At 30.5% G+C, this 15,825-nt stretch carries 18 protein-coding genes and 1 riboswitch; all 18 genes read right to left on the bottom strand.

Annotation, left to right across the window (positions count from 1 at the left end):
* Positions 1-6: 6 nt before the first annotated feature.
* A complete protein-coding gene (locus COL3_RS22840) occupies positions 7-486 on the bottom strand; it encodes a flagellar basal body-associated FliL family protein (RefSeq protein WP_008428270.1) in 480 nt (159 codons plus the stop codon).
* A 91-nt stretch (positions 487-577) separates the two neighbouring features.
* Positions 578-769 (bottom strand): flagellar FlbD family protein, encoded by a 192-nt coding sequence (locus COL3_RS22835; protein WP_008428271.1) that lies wholly within the window; start codon positions 767-769, stop codon positions 578-580.
* Positions 770-1,074: 305 nt separating this feature from the next.
* A complete protein-coding gene (locus tag COL3_RS22830; RefSeq protein WP_008428272.1) occupies positions 1,075-2,160 on the bottom strand; it encodes a flagellar hook-basal body complex protein in 1,086 nt (361 codons plus the stop codon).
* 230 nt (positions 2,161-2,390) lie between these two features.
* On the bottom strand, positions 2,391-2,786 hold the full coding sequence (locus tag COL3_RS22825; RefSeq protein ID WP_008428273.1) for a TIGR02530 family flagellar biosynthesis protein: 396 nt from the start codon (positions 2,784-2,786) through the stop codon (positions 2,391-2,393).
* A 20-nt stretch (positions 2,787-2,806) separates the two neighbouring features.
* Entirely contained in the window at positions 2,807-3,676 is an 870-nt protein-coding gene (locus COL3_RS22820) for a flagellar hook capping FlgD N-terminal domain-containing protein (protein WP_008428274.1), read from the bottom strand.
* A 12-nt stretch (positions 3,677-3,688) separates the two neighbouring features.
* The gene (locus tag COL3_RS22815; protein WP_008428275.1) at positions 3,689-5,059 is read right to left on the bottom strand and encodes a flagellar hook-length control protein FliK; all 1,371 of its coding nucleotides are present in this window, start codon (positions 5,057-5,059) and stop codon (positions 3,689-3,691) included.
* A gap of 24 nt (positions 5,060-5,083) precedes the next feature.
* Positions 5,084-5,521: a flagellar export protein FliJ gene (fliJ, locus tag COL3_RS22810; RefSeq protein ID WP_008428276.1), complete on the bottom strand. Its 438-nt coding sequence runs from the start codon at positions 5,519-5,521 to the stop codon at positions 5,084-5,086.
* A gap of 72 nt (positions 5,522-5,593) precedes the next feature.
* Complete coding sequence (gene fliI / locus COL3_RS22805) at positions 5,594-6,910, bottom strand: flagellar protein export ATPase FliI (protein WP_008428277.1); 1,317 nt, start codon at positions 6,908-6,910, stop codon at positions 5,594-5,596.
* 29 nt (positions 6,911-6,939) lie between these two features.
* Positions 6,940-7,728 carry a FliH/SctL family protein gene (locus COL3_RS22800; RefSeq protein WP_035284330.1) on the bottom strand — a complete coding sequence of 263 codons (789 nt, stop codon included), beginning with the start codon at positions 7,726-7,728 and terminating at the stop codon, positions 6,940-6,942.
* Positions 7,712-8,728: a flagellar motor switch protein FliG gene (gene fliG / locus COL3_RS22795; RefSeq protein ID WP_008428281.1), complete on the bottom strand. Its 1,017-nt coding sequence runs from the start codon at positions 8,726-8,728 to the stop codon at positions 7,712-7,714. Before fliG ends, COL3_RS22800 begins: the two co-directional genes overlap by 17 nt.
* Positions 8,729-8,733: 5 nt before the next feature.
* Positions 8,734-10,302: a flagellar basal-body MS-ring/collar protein FliF gene (gene fliF, locus COL3_RS22790; RefSeq protein WP_008428283.1), complete on the bottom strand. Its 1,569-nt coding sequence runs from the start codon at positions 10,300-10,302 to the stop codon at positions 8,734-8,736.
* 21 nt (positions 10,303-10,323) lie between these two features.
* Complete coding sequence (gene fliE / locus COL3_RS22785; RefSeq protein WP_008428285.1) at positions 10,324-10,641, bottom strand: flagellar hook-basal body complex protein FliE; 318 nt, start codon at positions 10,639-10,641, stop codon at positions 10,324-10,326.
* A 12-nt stretch (positions 10,642-10,653) separates the two neighbouring features.
* A complete protein-coding gene (gene flgC / locus COL3_RS22780; RefSeq protein WP_008428287.1) occupies positions 10,654-11,061 on the bottom strand; it encodes a flagellar basal body rod protein FlgC in 408 nt (135 codons plus the stop codon).
* A 79-nt stretch (positions 11,062-11,140) separates the two neighbouring features.
* Complete coding sequence (gene flgB / locus COL3_RS22775) at positions 11,141-11,545, bottom strand: flagellar basal body rod protein FlgB (protein ID WP_008428288.1); 405 nt, start codon at positions 11,543-11,545, stop codon at positions 11,141-11,143.
* Between the two features lie 542 nt (positions 11,546-12,087).
* Positions 12,088-12,175, bottom strand: a riboswitch (cyclic di-GMP riboswitch).
* A gap of 171 nt (positions 12,176-12,346) precedes the next feature.
* The gene (locus tag COL3_RS22770; RefSeq protein WP_008428290.1) at positions 12,347-13,186 is read right to left on the bottom strand and encodes a flagellin; all 840 of its coding nucleotides are present in this window, start codon (positions 13,184-13,186) and stop codon (positions 12,347-12,349) included.
* Between the two features lie 26 nt (positions 13,187-13,212).
* A complete protein-coding gene (locus COL3_RS22765) occupies positions 13,213-13,392 on the bottom strand; it encodes a YjfB family protein (protein ID WP_008428291.1) in 180 nt (59 codons plus the stop codon).
* Between the two features lie 104 nt (positions 13,393-13,496).
* Positions 13,497-14,723 (bottom strand): 6-hydroxymethylpterin diphosphokinase MptE-like protein, encoded by a 1,227-nt coding sequence (locus tag COL3_RS22760; RefSeq protein WP_008428293.1) that lies wholly within the window; start codon positions 14,721-14,723, stop codon positions 13,497-13,499.
* 34 nt (positions 14,724-14,757) lie between these two features.
* On the bottom strand, positions 14,758-15,795 hold the full coding sequence (pseG, locus tag COL3_RS22755; RefSeq protein ID WP_008428295.1) for a UDP-2,4-diacetamido-2,4,6-trideoxy-beta-L-altropyranose hydrolase: 1,038 nt from the start codon (positions 15,793-15,795) through the stop codon (positions 14,758-14,760).
* Between the last annotated feature and the right edge of the window lie 30 nt (positions 15,796-15,825).

Raw genomic sequence — 15,825 nt, 5'->3', positions numbered from 1 at the left:
CTTTACCTACTGTACTATCATACTTTTGAATCTTATATCGGTAATTTTACCCTTAGTCAAATCTTTATTAATTGCCTCAATCAATTGCTTCTTTATGCTGTCTTTGTTTGCAACATTATTTATAAAATCTGCTTTTTGACTTTTAAAATAAAAAATAATATCATCTCTTACAACTACTTGATTAGTTGTTAATTCTTCTTGAAGTTTTGTTTTAGTCTTATCATAACCTAATGAGATCTCTCCCTTAAAATATCTTTTTCCACCTTCATCAGCTAAATTAACAGTAAACTCAGGCAAATCTAAATATGCGTTTTCAACTACAACTTCTTGTGCTTCTACTGTTTTATTAGTTTTCATAAATAAATACACTCCACCAAAAGTTGCTCCACCTAAAACAAGTAATCCTAAGATAAATAGAATTATCATAACTCCTTTATTGCTTTTTCCAGTATTTTCCCCTTTTTCTTTTCCTTTTCCAAAAGCCATTGTTATCACTCCTTATTACTTCCAACAATTCTAAAATTTTAAACCCCATTAATTGAAAATTTGCTTACTTTATTAACAATATTACTTACACTTATATTTTGTAAGTAAAGATCTTATTTTTATATTCTATAACAGACCTTTTTACTTCATCAATGCTTTCTAGAACTATATACTTTCTGCCATTTGTTAATGTAATTATTGTCTCTGGTACTTCTTCTATTTTTTCAATATGATCAGCGTTTAAAATAAAATGTTCATGATTCATTCCAGTTACTTCTATCATAAAACTCACCCCTTTAAAATAAATGTACAGTTCACAATACACAATTAAATAATATAATATTAGTTTTAATATTAAAAGATAAAAATATTCCAATATAATACAACAATTTCTAATTGTGCATTGTGTAGTGTGCATATATGCTTCTTAATGAATGATTAATGATGAATAGTGAATGATTGAGGATGAAAAGCTTATGCTTTTCATTAATTCTTGATGCTTCGCACGCTTTATTCCTTAAAGAAATTCCCTAAGGATTTCATCCATAATCATTCATTATTAACCATTCATCATTAATTTCTTTAAGTTTATCTCATTAATCCAGTGATAGTTTGAAGAATTTCATCTCCAGTGCTTATCATTTTTGAAGCAGCTTGGAAACTTCTAGTTGCTGTAATCATATCAGTAAATTGTTCAGTTAAATCTACATTTGATCCTTCTAAAGTTCCTTGAAGGATATCTCCAAAACCACCTTGATTGCCAGTAGCAGTTGTTGTTGAAGTTGATGCACTAGTGTCAGCTTTTCCAGTTTTATAAACTATTGGTCCTGAGTTTGAAGAGTTTAGACACATATTTCCACCAAGGTCAGTTAAACCTTCTGGGTTCTTAAAACTTGCCATAGCCATTTGTCCAATGGCAGCTCTTTTACCATCTCCTAATACTGCTACGATAATACCATCTTTTCCGATTTCAAATTTCTTAACAGGTTGCGTTACTGCTGTTGCTCCAGATCCAGAAATAGTAACGCTATCTGGTATTGCCAAAGGTTTTAATGTATTATCAGTTTCTACTTTTAAATCTTTAGAATCTGCGTTTACATAAGTAGCATTTAAAATATCATTAGTATTGTCATATGCCAAACTTTTTGCATTAGCAGTTCCACCAGTATTTGTAGCACTAGTTAAATAATATCCCATAACTCTATGCCCATCAGCAGTTAATAAATTCCCTTTATAATCTAATGTTAAATTTCCATCTCTTGTAAATAAAGTTTCAGAAAGTGTTCCAGTCGTACCAGCTGCAGTTGCTCCTGCACCTGTAGTTTGGTCAACTCCAATTCCTGCGGTAATATCACCTTTAGCTACAACTAGATATCCATCTCCATCAATACACATATCAAGACTTCTTCCTGTAGATAAGGCATTTCCTTGTCCCATCATTTTATTTATACTTGAAAGCTGTGCACCAAGACCTATTTGCTTAGCATTTGTACCTCCAAGCACTGAAGTTGGAGCTGTTGCTTCTCCTGCATTTTGATAAAGCATATCTTTAAATCTTGCACTTGAAGATTTAAAAGCTGTTGTTCCTACATTGGCTATATTATTACCTATAACATCTAATTTAGTTTGGTTAACCTTCATTCCGCTTATTCCAGAATACATACATCTTAACATAAACGTACCTCCCAATTATATATAATATTTATTTAACTTGCTTCTGTCATTCCACAAGTCTTAGCCCCCGCGTACCAGTTATAAGTTATAAGTTATAAGTTATAAGTTATAAGTTATAAATTTATGGTTGAAATGCCATAGGCATTCCTTTAAATATTTTTAAATCACGTAGTGATTTGTTCCTTAACTTCTAACTTCTAATTTTGAACTTTTAACTGACCTAAGTCCAGCTATAAAATTACAACACTATCTACATTCGTAAATATGTTATCCTTGGCTCTTTCTTTTTCAACAGCTGTTATTAAGGTTTTATTTTCAACACTTGCGATTAATGCTATATCCTTATATAACATAACAGTATTTTTTGAATTTTTGTCTTTAGCTATTTCAAAACCCTTTTCTATTTGTTTCATATCGTCTTCTGTAAAATTGATTTCACGAAGTCTTAGAGCTGCATGTTTTGATACAGTAAAACCATCATCACTATTCTTAGCAATATCTAGAACATCTTGGAATCTTGTCTTGTCTTTACTACTTACTTCTTTATTAGTTTTAGTTTGCGCAGTAGTAAGTTGTCCAATGTTTCCAACAGGATATGCTTGTCCGTTTATAATTCTATAACTCATTTATATTCCTACATTCTTATCTAAGCTGTAGTACTATTTGTCGAAGTACTGCCAGTTGTATCTGAAATAGTGTTTACTGATGTTCCACTTGTTGAAGTACTTGAACTTGATGTACTCCCTGAAGAACTTGTACTTGATGAAGTATCTGTAGTTGAAGTACTAGTTGAAGGTAATTTTACATCCATTTCATCAGATGTTAAATCACCAGCTCTTACAATATCACCATAGCTATAAGTCTTTGTTTCCCCCGTTGAATTTCCTTTATCATCTAAAAGCTCAACCTTTATCTTTACTGTTGGACTATTTACAGTATCAATGTATGCACCTACTGCTTTTCCCTTTATTAAAGTAGTAGTACCATCATCTCCTACTTCTGCTAAAACAACATTTTGATTCTTTGCCGCCAATGCTGAGGCTGCCATAAAATCTGAATTAAGAGCTGCTCTACTATTTGCTGCTGTATTGCTGTCTGTTGACTGAACAACACCTATAACCTTTGAAGCATCAACTTCTTCAGTTTTTCCATTAATGTTCAACTTTACAAAAGTACCTGTAGATTTTTTAATTACTTCAGTTACATACCCTTGAATATATGATTTTCCATCGTCAGTAGTTTCGTTTATTGTAACTAACTTTCCAACCATTTGTTGATATGCAGAATCTGACATAGTTGTATTTAAATTTTGCATTTGTTCAAGAGAAGCAAATTGAGCCATTTGTGCAACATATGCACTTGAATCTTGGTTTTGAGTAGGATCTAAATTACTTAATTGTGCAGCTAAAATCTTTAAAAAACCATCTTTACTAACACCACTATCGCTCTTTTTCTTAATGGGTGTTCCTCTATCGGTCGCGCTTTTCGTTACGTCATCTGTTACTTGTATAGCCATATAATCCACCTCCTATGCAAACATGTTTATATTACTATTGTCTTTAGCTAAATTTTCCGCTAAAGAATCGCTAGAAGTAACTTGCTCATTTGATACATTACTTTGTGAACTATTATTTTGCTTATTTTGTTCTCCAGCAAAATTTCCCGCAAAATCTTTTCCGCTAAAATGCGTAGTATCATCATGATAGAGCTCAATATTTACATCTGCAATTTTAATATTTTGTTCACCTAATTGTTTTTTTATCTCAGTTAAATTTTGTGAAAGTAAAGAAGTTGTTTCCTTGGAATTAGCTTTTAAGTTAGCCTTCATAAGACCATCTTCTTGTATTAATTTAATAGTTATTTCTCCCAAATTACCTGGATTAACCTTTACTGTTAATTCCTTAAGTGAATTAGTATTCATATATTTAACATCTTTTATTAAATCATCTACAAAGGTAGCCTTATTAATTGTAAGCCCTCTTACAGTATTAACCCCTTGATTTTGAATAGCTGAGCTTCTTGATGCAAACAAATTAATTTTATTTAATGAATCATCTTTTTTATCATCAAGTAAAGAATTTAAAAATTTATCTTCTTTTGATACTACTTTATTATCTTTTGAAGCCTCAGTATCATTGCTTTCAGTTGAACTTTCATTATCACTTTGTGAATAACTTTGATTTAGCATATCTTTAAGTTCAAAAACTCCTCCATTTTCATTCTGTTTATTACCTAAAATATTGGATATTTCAGACATTAAATTTTTTAGATTGTTTTTTATGCCTTTAGTGGATTCAGAATTATCATCAGCAAGATTAGAACTTAAATTATTCAAAAGTTTTTCCATTAGCTTTAATGAATCATTATCTAAACTATTCTTTACGGAATCATTTTTTAAAAGTTCAGACATATTTTCCAAAATGCTATTTAAATCACTGATAGAAGATTTTTGATCAGTAATTCCCTTAAGCATCATCTCTAAAGACTCAGAATTTAATTTAACATCAGTCTTCAAGTTAGAGTCTTTGTTCCCCAGCTTAACAAGTAAATTATATAACTCTGATAAAATTTCTTTAAGATCATCTTTTGAAACAGTTTTACCTGATTCGCTATCCTTCTCCATTTTTTCAAGTTTGTCTTTTAACTCATCAAGTTTTTGAGCATCAGTCTCTTCGCTTGTAGGTTGATTATTATTAACGTCACTTACTTTCTCAGTATCTTCATTTTTAGAACTAGTCTTTGAATTTAAAACTTCTTTAAAATCTTCATTTTTAGAAGTAGTTCTATTTGTATCTGCTTTCTTATATAAATCTGAAACACTTTTATTTGTAAAATCCGTCTTTGCTGATTTATATGAAAGATCAACTAAATCATTTGATGTTTTTGTTGCTGTAACCATTATTCTCACCCCCTTTCAAGCTCGTTAAATACTCTGATTTCTAACATATGCATAAAGAGCTAATTCATCTAGATTTATCTGCTCAATTCTATCTTGCTCTTTAACATATGCCGCATATTTTTTTTCTCTCAAGGTTTGAACAGTTTTTCTTTCCATCTGTTTTACTGTTAAATCTCTTCTTCGTTTATCAACTTCTTGATTTTTAATGTTTAAATCTTTTTCTGTTGATTTTATACCACTTTGAATTCCCTGAATATAATATCTTTTTAGCTTTTGATATATTATATCTTCATCTGGTGATATACCCTTATATTTATGGTAATTATCATTAAGTTCCTCTAGTTTTTCTTCCAGCTTCTTTTTTTCCCTTTGACTTTCAGTAAATAGCCTTTTACTTTCTTCTTCTTTTGCTATTCTAATTTCAAGAAGCTTTTCCAAACCAAACTTAAATCTTTCAGCCAAAACCAAACCTCCCCTTTATACAGTTATAGATAAGATTATCACTAAATATCTTAATTTATTAAATAATATTCTCTATTTAAACATTGACATTAAAGCATCTTCAGCTTCTTCAAAGTTTGATTTTTCCTCTATTCCCTGACATAAGTAATTATTTAATGCATCATTATAACTAATTGCCATATCAATTTTTTTATTGCTTCCTTTAACATAAGCGCCTATATTTATTAAATCCTCGGAATCTTTATAAGTTGCTAAAAGATCTCTTGCTAAAGATGCAGCTTCTTTATGTTCTTTAGATGCTATTTGACTCATAAGTCTGCTGACACTATTTAAAATATCAATAGCCGGATAATGGTTTTTATGAGCCAAGTCTCTAGATAGAACAATATGACCATCTAATATACCTCTAACTGCATCAGCAATTGGTTCATTAAAATCATCTCCATCAACAAGCACTGTATAAAATGCTGTTATTGAACCTTCAGTTGATGTTCCTGATCTCTCCATGAGTTTAGGAAGCTTTGCAAAAACTGAAGGTGTATACCCTTTAGTTGCAGGAGGTTCACCAATAGCAAGTCCAACCTCTCTTTGTGCCATGGCAAATCTCGTAACAGAATCCATCATAAGAATTACTTTTTTTCCTTTATCTCTAAAATATTCAGCTATTGCTGTTGCAGTTAATGCCCCTTTAATCCTTATTAAGGCTGGCTTATCTGACGTAGCACAAACTACAACTGACTTTTTCATACCTTCTGGTCCTAAATCTTTTTCAATAAATTCAAGGACCTCCCTTCCTCTTTCCCCTACTAGCGCAATAACATTTACATCTGCTTTAGCCTCTCTTGCTATCATTCCAAGTGTTGTACTCTTACCAACTCCACTACCTGCAAAAATACCAATTCTTTGACCATCACCACAAGTAAGAAAACCATCAATTGCCCGTACGCCAGTTGGCATTATATCTTTAATTCGTTTTCTCTTTAATGGATCTGGAGCTTCATTTTCTAAAGGATATTCTTCCCCTTCTAGTGATATGCTTTCACAATCTAAAGGCTTTCCTAGTCCATCAATTATATGTCCAAGCAACTTATCTGAACATTTGACACTTAATGGTTTATGTTGAGGTACAACTCTGCATCCTGGCGAAATTCCTATAAGCTCATCTAGTGGCATTAGGATTACAAATTCATCTCTAAATCCAACAACTTCACAATTTATAGGCACATTTCTTTCATTGTGTATTACACAAAGCTCTCCAACAAATGCCTTGATACCTTGCACTTCAATAGTTAATCCTATTACCTTTTTTACAACACCTTCACTATATATAGTAGATATATTATTGACTTTTTTAACTAGCTTATTAAAATCCAAGTCTAATTCTAACATACAGAATTACTCCTTTACCCTTCAATTACTTATCCAAGTATCGCTTTCCGTATTTGTTCCATGCCAATTTCTACACCTACTTTAACTATACCGCTAGGCTTTTCTAGAATTGCATTTCCTGGTTCCATAAAGTTATCTTCAAGGACAAATATTTCATTTTTTATGCTATAAGCTACTCTCCATTTTTCAACTCGAGACTTTAATTCTTCAGCATGGATTGAATTTACTTTTAAAATAACATTGTCTTCTCCTTTTGAAATTTTAAAAGCTTCTTCAACAATCGAATTTAGAGATTCTTCCTTGCTTAATTCTTTTTTTGTAATACTTTTAGCTATTTCTAATGCTAATTTTATTACTTCTATTTTTTTGTCTTCTAAATATTTTTCATAATTCTCATGAGCTGACTTTAAAAGCTGCTCTGCTTTATTTACAATTTCCGCTGCTTCTGCTCTTGCAGCTTCAATCGTCTCATCATATGCCTTCTTATATCCATCATCATATCCGTTTTCAAGGCCTTGTGCATAACCTTTTTCATAGGCTTCTTTTTCAGAAACATTAGCATCCATTTGAGCTCTTAAAACGATAACCTGACTTTCTTTTTTTGCATCTTGAATTATTCTATGACCAATATCTTCATAGCGTTTTAATAGTTCTTCCGGATCTATTTGAGGGGCTTTTATAACATTATCTTCATCAGCTCCCTCTTCAATTTCACCAGCTGATGGCTTAGTGCTTACATATTCTGTTGATATAACCTTACTCTCGCCTTGTTTTGACAATCCTTTTTTTATTAAACTGTAGTTATACGATGATTGCATCTTCTCCACCTCTTGAAATGATGATTTCGTTAGCATCATCTAACCTTCTAATAACTGAAACAATCTTTTGCTGTGCCTTTTCAACATCCATAAGTCTTACTGGACCTAAGAATTCCATATCTTCCTTCAATGAAGCAGCAGCTCTCTTTGATTGATTTCTGTAAATACTATTAGCAACTTCATCAGAACATCCCTTAAGAGCAAGTGCAAGATCAGAAACTTCAACTTCTCTAAGAATTCTTTGAATAGATACATCATCAAGAGAAACAATATCTTCAAATACAAACATTGAACTCTTAACTTTATCAGCAAGTTCAGCATCTTCTCTTTCTAAGCCCTCAGTAATATTCTTCTCAGTTGTTCTATCAACTGCATTCAAGATATTAACTAATGTTTCTACTCCACCTAGGCTTGTCATTTCAGTTCTTACAACTGAAGACAGTTTACTTTCAAGAACAGATTCGATTTCCTTGATTACCATAGGAGACGTATTGTTCATTGTTGCTATTCTATAAGCAACTTCACTTTGCGTCTCTTCTGGCAGTTCTGCCATAACCTGTGCAGCTTTATCTGGTTGAAGGTAACATAGTATTAAAGCTATAGTTTGTGGCTGTTCTGATATAATTACGTTTAATAATTGATGAGAATCTGCCTTTCTTGCAATTGAAAAAGGTCTGTATTGAGCAGTAGCTTCTGATACCTTCTCCAATATTTCACTAGCTCTTTGACTTCCTAATGCCTTTGATAATAATGTCTTAGCGTAATCCATACCACCTTCGATAATATAGTCTCTGGCTTTATTTATTTGTAAAAATTCATTTAATATTTCTTCTCTTTGTTCTGGAGTAACAGAAGTAATATTAGCTATTTCATAAGTAATCTTTTGAATATCAGCTTCTGGCAATTTCTTTAGTATTCCAGATGAAGCTTCTGGACCAAGTGTTATAAATAAAATTGCTGCTTTATGCACTCCTGTTAACTGAGTTTGTTCTTTTGCCATAGCTATCACCTCTCATTTTCAGTCAACCATGACTTAATTATTTCTACAACTTGCTCTGGTTTTTCTGTTGCGTATTTCTTAATCTCATCTTCTAAATGAGACTTTTGAGTTTTAACCTCAAATTCTATTGGATCAAAGTGATCTGGTTCCTTAGGTATTATGCTGTCATCTATCAATGTATTAATTAATTGTTCATTTTCTACTTTCTTCTTCCTTCTTCTTCTAGCAATTAAGAAAATAATTAATCCTAACAGTACTGCACCTAAAACTCCAGCAATAATCATCATTTTATTCTTACTGTCTGTTGCTGCTTGAGCATTCATTGCATCTAATTCTGCCTTAGCTTGATCTTGAAGGGATGTATCAAATGCCATTCCAACTACAGAAACTTGATCTCCTCTTAGTTTATCAAGTCCTATTGCATTTCCTATTGCATCTTCAAGGGTCTGCTGTGTTGCAGCATCTAAATTTCCATCGATCATAACTGTTGCTGTAAGTCTTTTTACTTCTCCTGGTGCACTTATAACCTTAGATTCAGTTTTACCAACTTCATAATTAGTTTTCTGATCTTCCTTAGCAGAAGTTGAATTATTATTGTTATTGGTTGCTGGTGTTGTATTACTCATATTATTATCAACAGGACTTTGGCTAGTTGCCCCTGCTGTTGAGTTATCCGATTGTTTTGAATTTTCTTGACTCACAATAACTTTATTTGGATCCACTACAGTTTGTGTCTTTTGCTTTGAGTCAAAATCTAAATTTGCATTAACAGTTGCTTTAACTTTGCCTTTCCCCACAATTGGTTCTAATGTTCCTTCAATTGCTTTATTAAGCTTATCTTCATAAGCTTTTTCCGCATCCTGTTGCTTTGATATTTCTTCAGAGCTTACTTGTCCCGACTGTTCTGAATTAATATCTTTAGTAAGCAAATTCATTTTATCATCAATAACATCTATGTTTTCTCTTGGAATATTTTCAGTAGCTCCTGATACAAGCGCTACTATTGATTTAACTTGATCTTCTGTAATAGTTGTCCCTTTTTTTAATTTTAAATAAACTGCTGCTTTTCCTGGATTCTTATCTTTTACAAAAACAGAATCTTGAGCTTCAGTAATATGTACTCTTACATCATCTACTTGCGGGATTTTTTTAATAGTTTTCTCTAACTCACCTTGTTGCATTCTAACTTTTTTAATTTTAAATTCTTCATCAGTCATCCCAAAAGAACTACCACTATCCATCAGTTCATAACCCTTACTGCCTGATGTTAATGTTGGTGCTAACTCTAAACGTAGTTCGTCAACTTGATCTTTTGGAACCATGATAGTATTATTGCTGCTATCAATTTTAGTAGCAATTTTTTTATCATTTAAAGTATTTATCACGGTTTGCGCATCTGTTGCATCAAGGTCAGAGAATAGTATTTGGTATTTGTTTGAAGTCGAATAATAAATTCCACTTATAATTGCTATAATAACTGCTAAACTTGCTGCTATAACAGCAAACTTTATTCTTTTACTCTGGGAATTAAACTTTTCCAGAAGCCCCTTAACTTTCTCTAAAAGTTTTCTCATTATTTAGCTCTCCTCACCTTACTACAATTGCAACCTTGATAATTGATTATATCCTTCCAGTAATTTATCTCGAGTTTGAGTTAAAAATTGTAAACTTAAACTAGCCTCTTGATTCTTAATCATTACTTCATCAATATTTACATCTTCACCCTTAATAAATTTTGTTGCTGTTACATCAGCGCTTGTCATCTTTCCATTAGTGTCATCTATAGCCTTTTTTAATACATCTCCGAAACTAACCGCTTCAGTCTGTTCATTGTTATCTTTGCTGCTACCTATATTTTGAAATTTACTATTAAACAGAACCTCACTTTGTGCAAACTTATCTTCTATTCTCATAATTATTTACCCCTATCTTCCAATTTCTAAAGCTTTTGAAAACATACTTTTCAAAGCGTTGAACGTATCAACATTCGCCTCATAAGACCTTGTTGCTACCATCATATCAGCCATCTCATTTAATACATTTACATTTGGCATAGTAACATATCCATTCTTATCTGCATCGGGATGAGTTGGATCATATACCTTCCTTAAAGGAGATGGATCCTTTTCAATTTTCACAGCTTTAACTCCAGCCATCTCTTTTTTTGCATCAAGAGCTTCTTGAAATACAGCTACCTTTCTAACGTATGGACCACTTCCATCAGCACTCCTAGTTGTACTTGCATTTGCCATATTGGAAGTTATGGTATCCATTCTTAATCTCTCTGCTGAAAGCCCTGTTGCACTAATTTGCATAGAACTAAATGCGTTCATTCACAAATCCCCCTTACTCTTATTTTCTAAAACAATTAATTTATAGCCTTATTTATTACTTAATGATCAATTTATTCTTTTATCTAATTACAGTTTTTAAATTATTATATTTGTTATTTAAATCAGTTATCAAAGCATTATACTTTAGGGTATTTGCAGCTTGATTAACTTTTTCTATGTCTAAGTCAACATTATTCCCATCATTTCTCATGCTTGTACTTTTATCTTGCTGTATTGATATATAATCATCTTCATCTTGAGAATTACTGCTGGCAAAATGCGCAGAATTAGTCCTTTTTAATTGAAACTCTGAAGAGCTTTCATTCTTTAGATTCTCTTCAAAAACCACGTTAAATCTCTTGTAGTCCTTTGTATTTATATTTGCCATATTATTTGCAATTGTTTTAGCCCTAACATTAGATGCCTTAATTCCCTCTTTAATTAAGTCATAAGTAGAGTCATTACTAATAGATTGAATCCCCATAATTGCATTCCCCCATATTTCTTTATAAAATTTTGTTTAAATACTAAATTCTCTCTATTGATACTTATTTTACAATTTTAATATTTTTTTGTAAAATACATCGTTTTTTTACTTAAAATGCCATATTATAAAAGATTTATGATTTTAATAAACATTTATATTTTAATTATAAAATAATTAATAAAATTTAGCCATAACATTTTTAAATTTTTTCTATAATTCGAATGAAATTTAAAAATATTAGCAATATTATGTGTTGCAATTTACAATGTACAATTTACAATTGGCAATTGAGGTTGAAGCTCATAGAGAAAGTTCGAGAAACCAAATATGAAATTTGGACTCTCACTTTTCCTTACAGGATTTCTAAAATTTATGCTGTATAATTACTAGTACAATAATATAACAATCTAATTTCAATATAAATCTAATAAAAACTCCTATATACTTTTGTTTTACAGTAATTTACATAAAAAAGAAAATAGTGCCTATAATTATAGACACCAAAATATATTAATATACGCACTTATATATAATTACATTTTGGTAACCTGACAATCATAGAAATTTACTTCCCTTAGACTCACGGCTTTGCGACCTTATTTTTCAATAAGTGTGCCAGTTTCATTTATAATTACTCGCTTATATTCTATATTACCATTTATTTCTTGGTTTTTCAATAAAAATTACTTATTTGCACAAAAAAAGAACAAATATTAGGACTTTTTCCACAATATTCATTCTTATATTCTTTTAATTTTGTAAAATGTGTTATATTATGATCATAAATGGAATAATTCATTATCTAACGTTTGCTAATACATTTAACGAATTTTGTGGCAGCTTATTGCTTTGTGCCATTAACCCTATTGATGTTTTATATAATATTTGAGTCTTTGAATAAGTTAACATTTCTTCAGCAATATCGGCGTCTTCTACATTGCTTTGTGCTCTTGAATATACTTCACTAATTTCATTAGAAGTTGCATAAGTATCCTCTAATCTTGATTGAATAGCTCCGTATCTACTCCTTATCTTTGCTATATTTACTGTAGCATCATCAACTGATTGAATTGCAGCCTGTGAATTAACAGTTACATCAATACCGTTTATATTCATGGCACTTTCTAAATTGTAAAAAGGTATATAAGTTTTTTCATTTGGCAATATTCCAATAGCCGCTAAAGATTTATCTGGATTACTTATATCCCCTGGTGGTGTAGGCGTTGATGATGATAACTTCTTTCCATTAAATGATGTATTTTCGCACAAATCCTTTATAGTTTTCTTCACCCCATCTACTTCCTTTTGTATTACTGCTAACTCTCCACTATCATATGTTCCAGTAGCTGCCTGCACAGTTAATTGTTTTAATCTTGAAAGGTTATTATTAACTTCTTGAAGAGCTCCATCATAAGTTTGAAGCATAGAATTAGTGTCTTGAATGTTTTGAGATGCCGCATCACTTGCTTTAATTTGTAAATCTAAATTTTCTACCTCTGCTATTTTATTCGGATTATCCTTCGCAGAACCTACTTTTTTACCAGTACTTATATTATTAAGTGCTTGGGATGCCTCTGAAAGGGTATTTTTATAAGTTTGATATATTCTCATTGAAATCATATTATGATTTAATCTCATTTATTTTCACCTCCTACTAATTATATTTAAACTGTTACATCTATATTTCTTCCTAAGTTCTCATCTGTAGCCATATTATTCATCATTTGTTCCATTTCAACATCTACATCTTCACTATTATTCATTGCCATTTTCATAACTGATATTTGAACTGAATTAGCAACAGAAGCTTGGCTTAATCCCATTGATAATGACCCTATATCCATAAAATCACACCTCGTTTTTTATAAAATTTAAAATCTATATATTTTTCGATAAAAAGTATAATAACTTAATATAAAATTTGAAAATAGGTTAATTACTTTTTAATTTAACAGTTAAAATTCATGAAATAATCCTTAAATCCTAAGGACAATGTTCCTTCTATCATAGCTCCTCTACTGCAATTTATAAATTCAATATGATTATTTCTGCTTATTAATTGTTCAATTTTATGTTTAAAAGTCAAATACCCCGGCGAGGTTTCCAGAATTTCTCCGTTAACTCCAAGTACAGTTTTAATTTTATTTCCCAACTTCTCACTGTCTTTAAATCCATATACCTCTTCATAAACTTTTGTGTGAGATCTATCTTTTAGATAAGCTAAATCTTGTCCTAATAACACAACAGTGTTTGCATCACTTTTTATTGCTATATCTATAGCAGAAACTGCAACAGTACCTACAACTTCAATATATGAATTACCTTTTTCTTTTTCAAAGATATATTTAGGTCCATTATAAAAATTTATAGCCCATTTAGAAGCTGAAGCTGGAAAACATAATGGTATATTTTCATTTTCATATCCCTCAAATTGCTTTTGAACAATCTCTTTCGAGTCAATTATCACTATTACATTTGGCCTTATATTCTTATTCATAAGAGCTCTTAAGGAGCTTCCAACACATATTATAATAAATTTGTTTTGATGTTCCTCTAAAAGATCTAAATCAAAATCTAAAGACGGACCGGCAGATACAATCAAAAATGGTTTTTCACATAATTTTAATTCTTTTAAGAGCTCACTTATATGTGGATAGTTTTTCAAAAAATTTTCTTTTTCATTTTCTTCTCCTAAAATCTTATAAGTATCATCAATTCTTGAAAGTTGTTTCGTTCGATTAAAATCATTAATTAAATTAAACAAATTAGCATTCGACTCTTCAATAGTTTCTAAGGAGGCTCTATGTATCATTATATCCTCAACTTTATTTAAGCACTTTGATAATAGTGAATAAAAGTCCTTATTACTACCTTCAATTATTTTTATATTTTCATAATGAAAAATCTGTGGATTTATTTCTTTGCAATAATTTATTAGCTCTTCATTGTATTCAAAAACATATAAAACAGAGTTCTCACTAATTATTTTTCCTATTTCATATATATGATATCCAAGTCCCAATCCGTATAATACACTAATTTGTTTATTTATTAATTCAATATTTCCTTTTGCAAATTGCTCTCCTTCCTTACTTGGATCATACTTGCTATGTATATATTTATTCTTATATGTTAGTGTAATAGCTCCACATTTACTTTTTTCCAATTGAAACATAATATTCTATTATCTCCTCACTAAGATTATTCTTTTATATAGTAATTTTCATGTTTGCCAGTTTTTCAATTCCTTTTGCCAAATCCCTTGCTCCATTAACATTTACAATATTTTTTTGATTATTTATAATTCGTTTCCTAATAAGCTTATTGTCAATTAATTTATTAAGAGAATTAACTAATTCCTCGGCGTTTATGTTTTTAATGCTAAATACATCTAAAACGAGCTCCTTTTCTTTCATTATATGAGCAACTTCTTCTTGATTATCTGCAATAATCACGCCTATACTTGGTACTTTCATAGCACACAGCTCATATATTGTTGACCCACATGCAGAAATAGCAATATCACATTTCTTCATAAGTTCAGACATATTTGCATTCTCATAAGGAAAAATACAGCAATATTTTTTTGATAAATCATAAATCTCCTTAACCAATGCTTTATCAAAAGCACTTCCTAGTACCACATGAATATTCTTATTACAATCCTTAATAAGCTCCAGAACTTTTTTTGTATTATAATCATTATCCATTCCACCTAAGGTTATAAGAATATCTTTAACTTCCTCTTTTATTATTTTTTCATTAGAATTTCTTCTAAATTCCTCTCTAATCATGCAATATTTAGTTCCTAGGAATAACTTTGTACGACTACTTGTAGTTTTCCCATAATCCACAAGTGATGCATTTATATTTTGATTTATTAAAAAATCAACATTCATATTGGTTGTATTAACATCATCAACATATCCAGTTAACATGAAGTGCCTTCTTAATAATTTAAAGTACTCCTCATCAACATTGTAACTATCTGTAATAATCACATCAGCCTTATGCTCTTTTTGTATATTTATAATATCCTCAATATAATTCTTCTCCCTTACTTCCATAACTTGAAATTTATTTTCTTTTAATATCTTTATTCCTGCACTATATTTTTCATCTAAGCTATTTCTGCATATAAATATTACCTCATTATTTTTTCTTAGTTCTTTTCCTAAAACTATCATCCGCATTATATGACCAAGACCAATAGACTTTCCACCATCTGCCCTTATAAAAATCTTCATATACATACCTCCGTAAAGAATAATCTTTAT

The organism is Clostridium sp. LS (genome assembly GCF_002760435.1).
Classification (GTDB): Bacteria; Bacillota; Clostridia; order Clostridiales; family Clostridiaceae; genus Clostridium.
This window is presented reverse-complemented; position numbering and strand designations above follow the sequence as displayed.

Coding starts and splice junctions, on each gene's coding strand:
- COL3_RS22825 (WP_008428273.1), bottom strand. CDS start 2,786: ATGAGTTATAGAATTATAAACGGACAAGCATATCCTGTTGGAAACATT.
- COL3_RS22815 (WP_008428275.1), bottom strand. CDS start 5,059: ATGGTTACAGCAACAAAAACATCAAATGATTTAGTTGATCTTTCATAT.
- COL3_RS22835 (WP_008428271.1), bottom strand. CDS start 769: ATGATAGAAGTAACTGGAATGAATCATGAACATTTTATTTTAAACGCT.
- COL3_RS22830 (WP_008428272.1), bottom strand. CDS start 2,160: ATGTTAAGATGTATGTATTCTGGAATAAGCGGAATGAAGGTTAACCAA.
- fliF (WP_008428283.1), bottom strand. CDS start 10,302: ATGAGAAAACTTTTAGAGAAAGTTAAGGGGCTTCTGGAAAAGTTTAAT.
- fliG (WP_008428281.1), bottom strand. CDS start 8,728: ATGGCAAAAGAACAAACTCAGTTAACAGGAGTGCATAAAGCAGCAATT.
- COL3_RS22770 (WP_008428290.1), bottom strand. CDS start 13,186: ATGAGATTAAATCATAATATGATTTCAATGAGAATATATCAAACTTAT.
- flgC (WP_008428287.1), bottom strand. CDS start 11,061: ATGAACGCATTTAGTTCTATGCAAATTAGTGCAACAGGGCTTTCAGCA.
- fliI (WP_008428277.1), bottom strand. CDS start 6,910: ATGTTAGAATTAGACTTGGATTTTAATAAGCTAGTTAAAAAAGTCAAT.
- COL3_RS22800 (WP_035284330.1), bottom strand. CDS start 7,728: ATGCAATCATCGTATAACTACAGTTTAATAAAAAAAGGATTGTCAAAA.
- pseG (WP_008428295.1), bottom strand. CDS start 15,795: ATGAAGATTTTTATAAGGGCAGATGGTGGAAAGTCTATTGGTCTTGGT.
- flgB (WP_008428288.1), bottom strand. CDS start 11,545: ATGGGGATTCAATCTATTAGTAATGACTCTACTTATGACTTAATTAAA.
- COL3_RS22765 (WP_008428291.1), bottom strand. CDS start 13,392: ATGGATATAGGGTCATTATCAATGGGATTAAGCCAAGCTTCTGTTGCT.
- COL3_RS22820 (WP_008428274.1), bottom strand. CDS start 3,676: ATGGCTATACAAGTAACAGATGACGTAACGAAAAGCGCGACCGATAGA.
- COL3_RS22840 (WP_008428270.1), bottom strand. CDS start 486: ATGGCTTTTGGAAAAGGAAAAGAAAAAGGGGAAAATACTGGAAAAAGC.
- COL3_RS22760 (WP_008428293.1), bottom strand. CDS start 14,723: ATGTTTCAATTGGAAAAAAGTAAATGTGGAGCTATTACACTAACATAT.
- fliE (WP_008428285.1), bottom strand. CDS start 10,641: ATGAGAATAGAAGATAAGTTTGCACAAAGTGAGGTTCTGTTTAATAGT.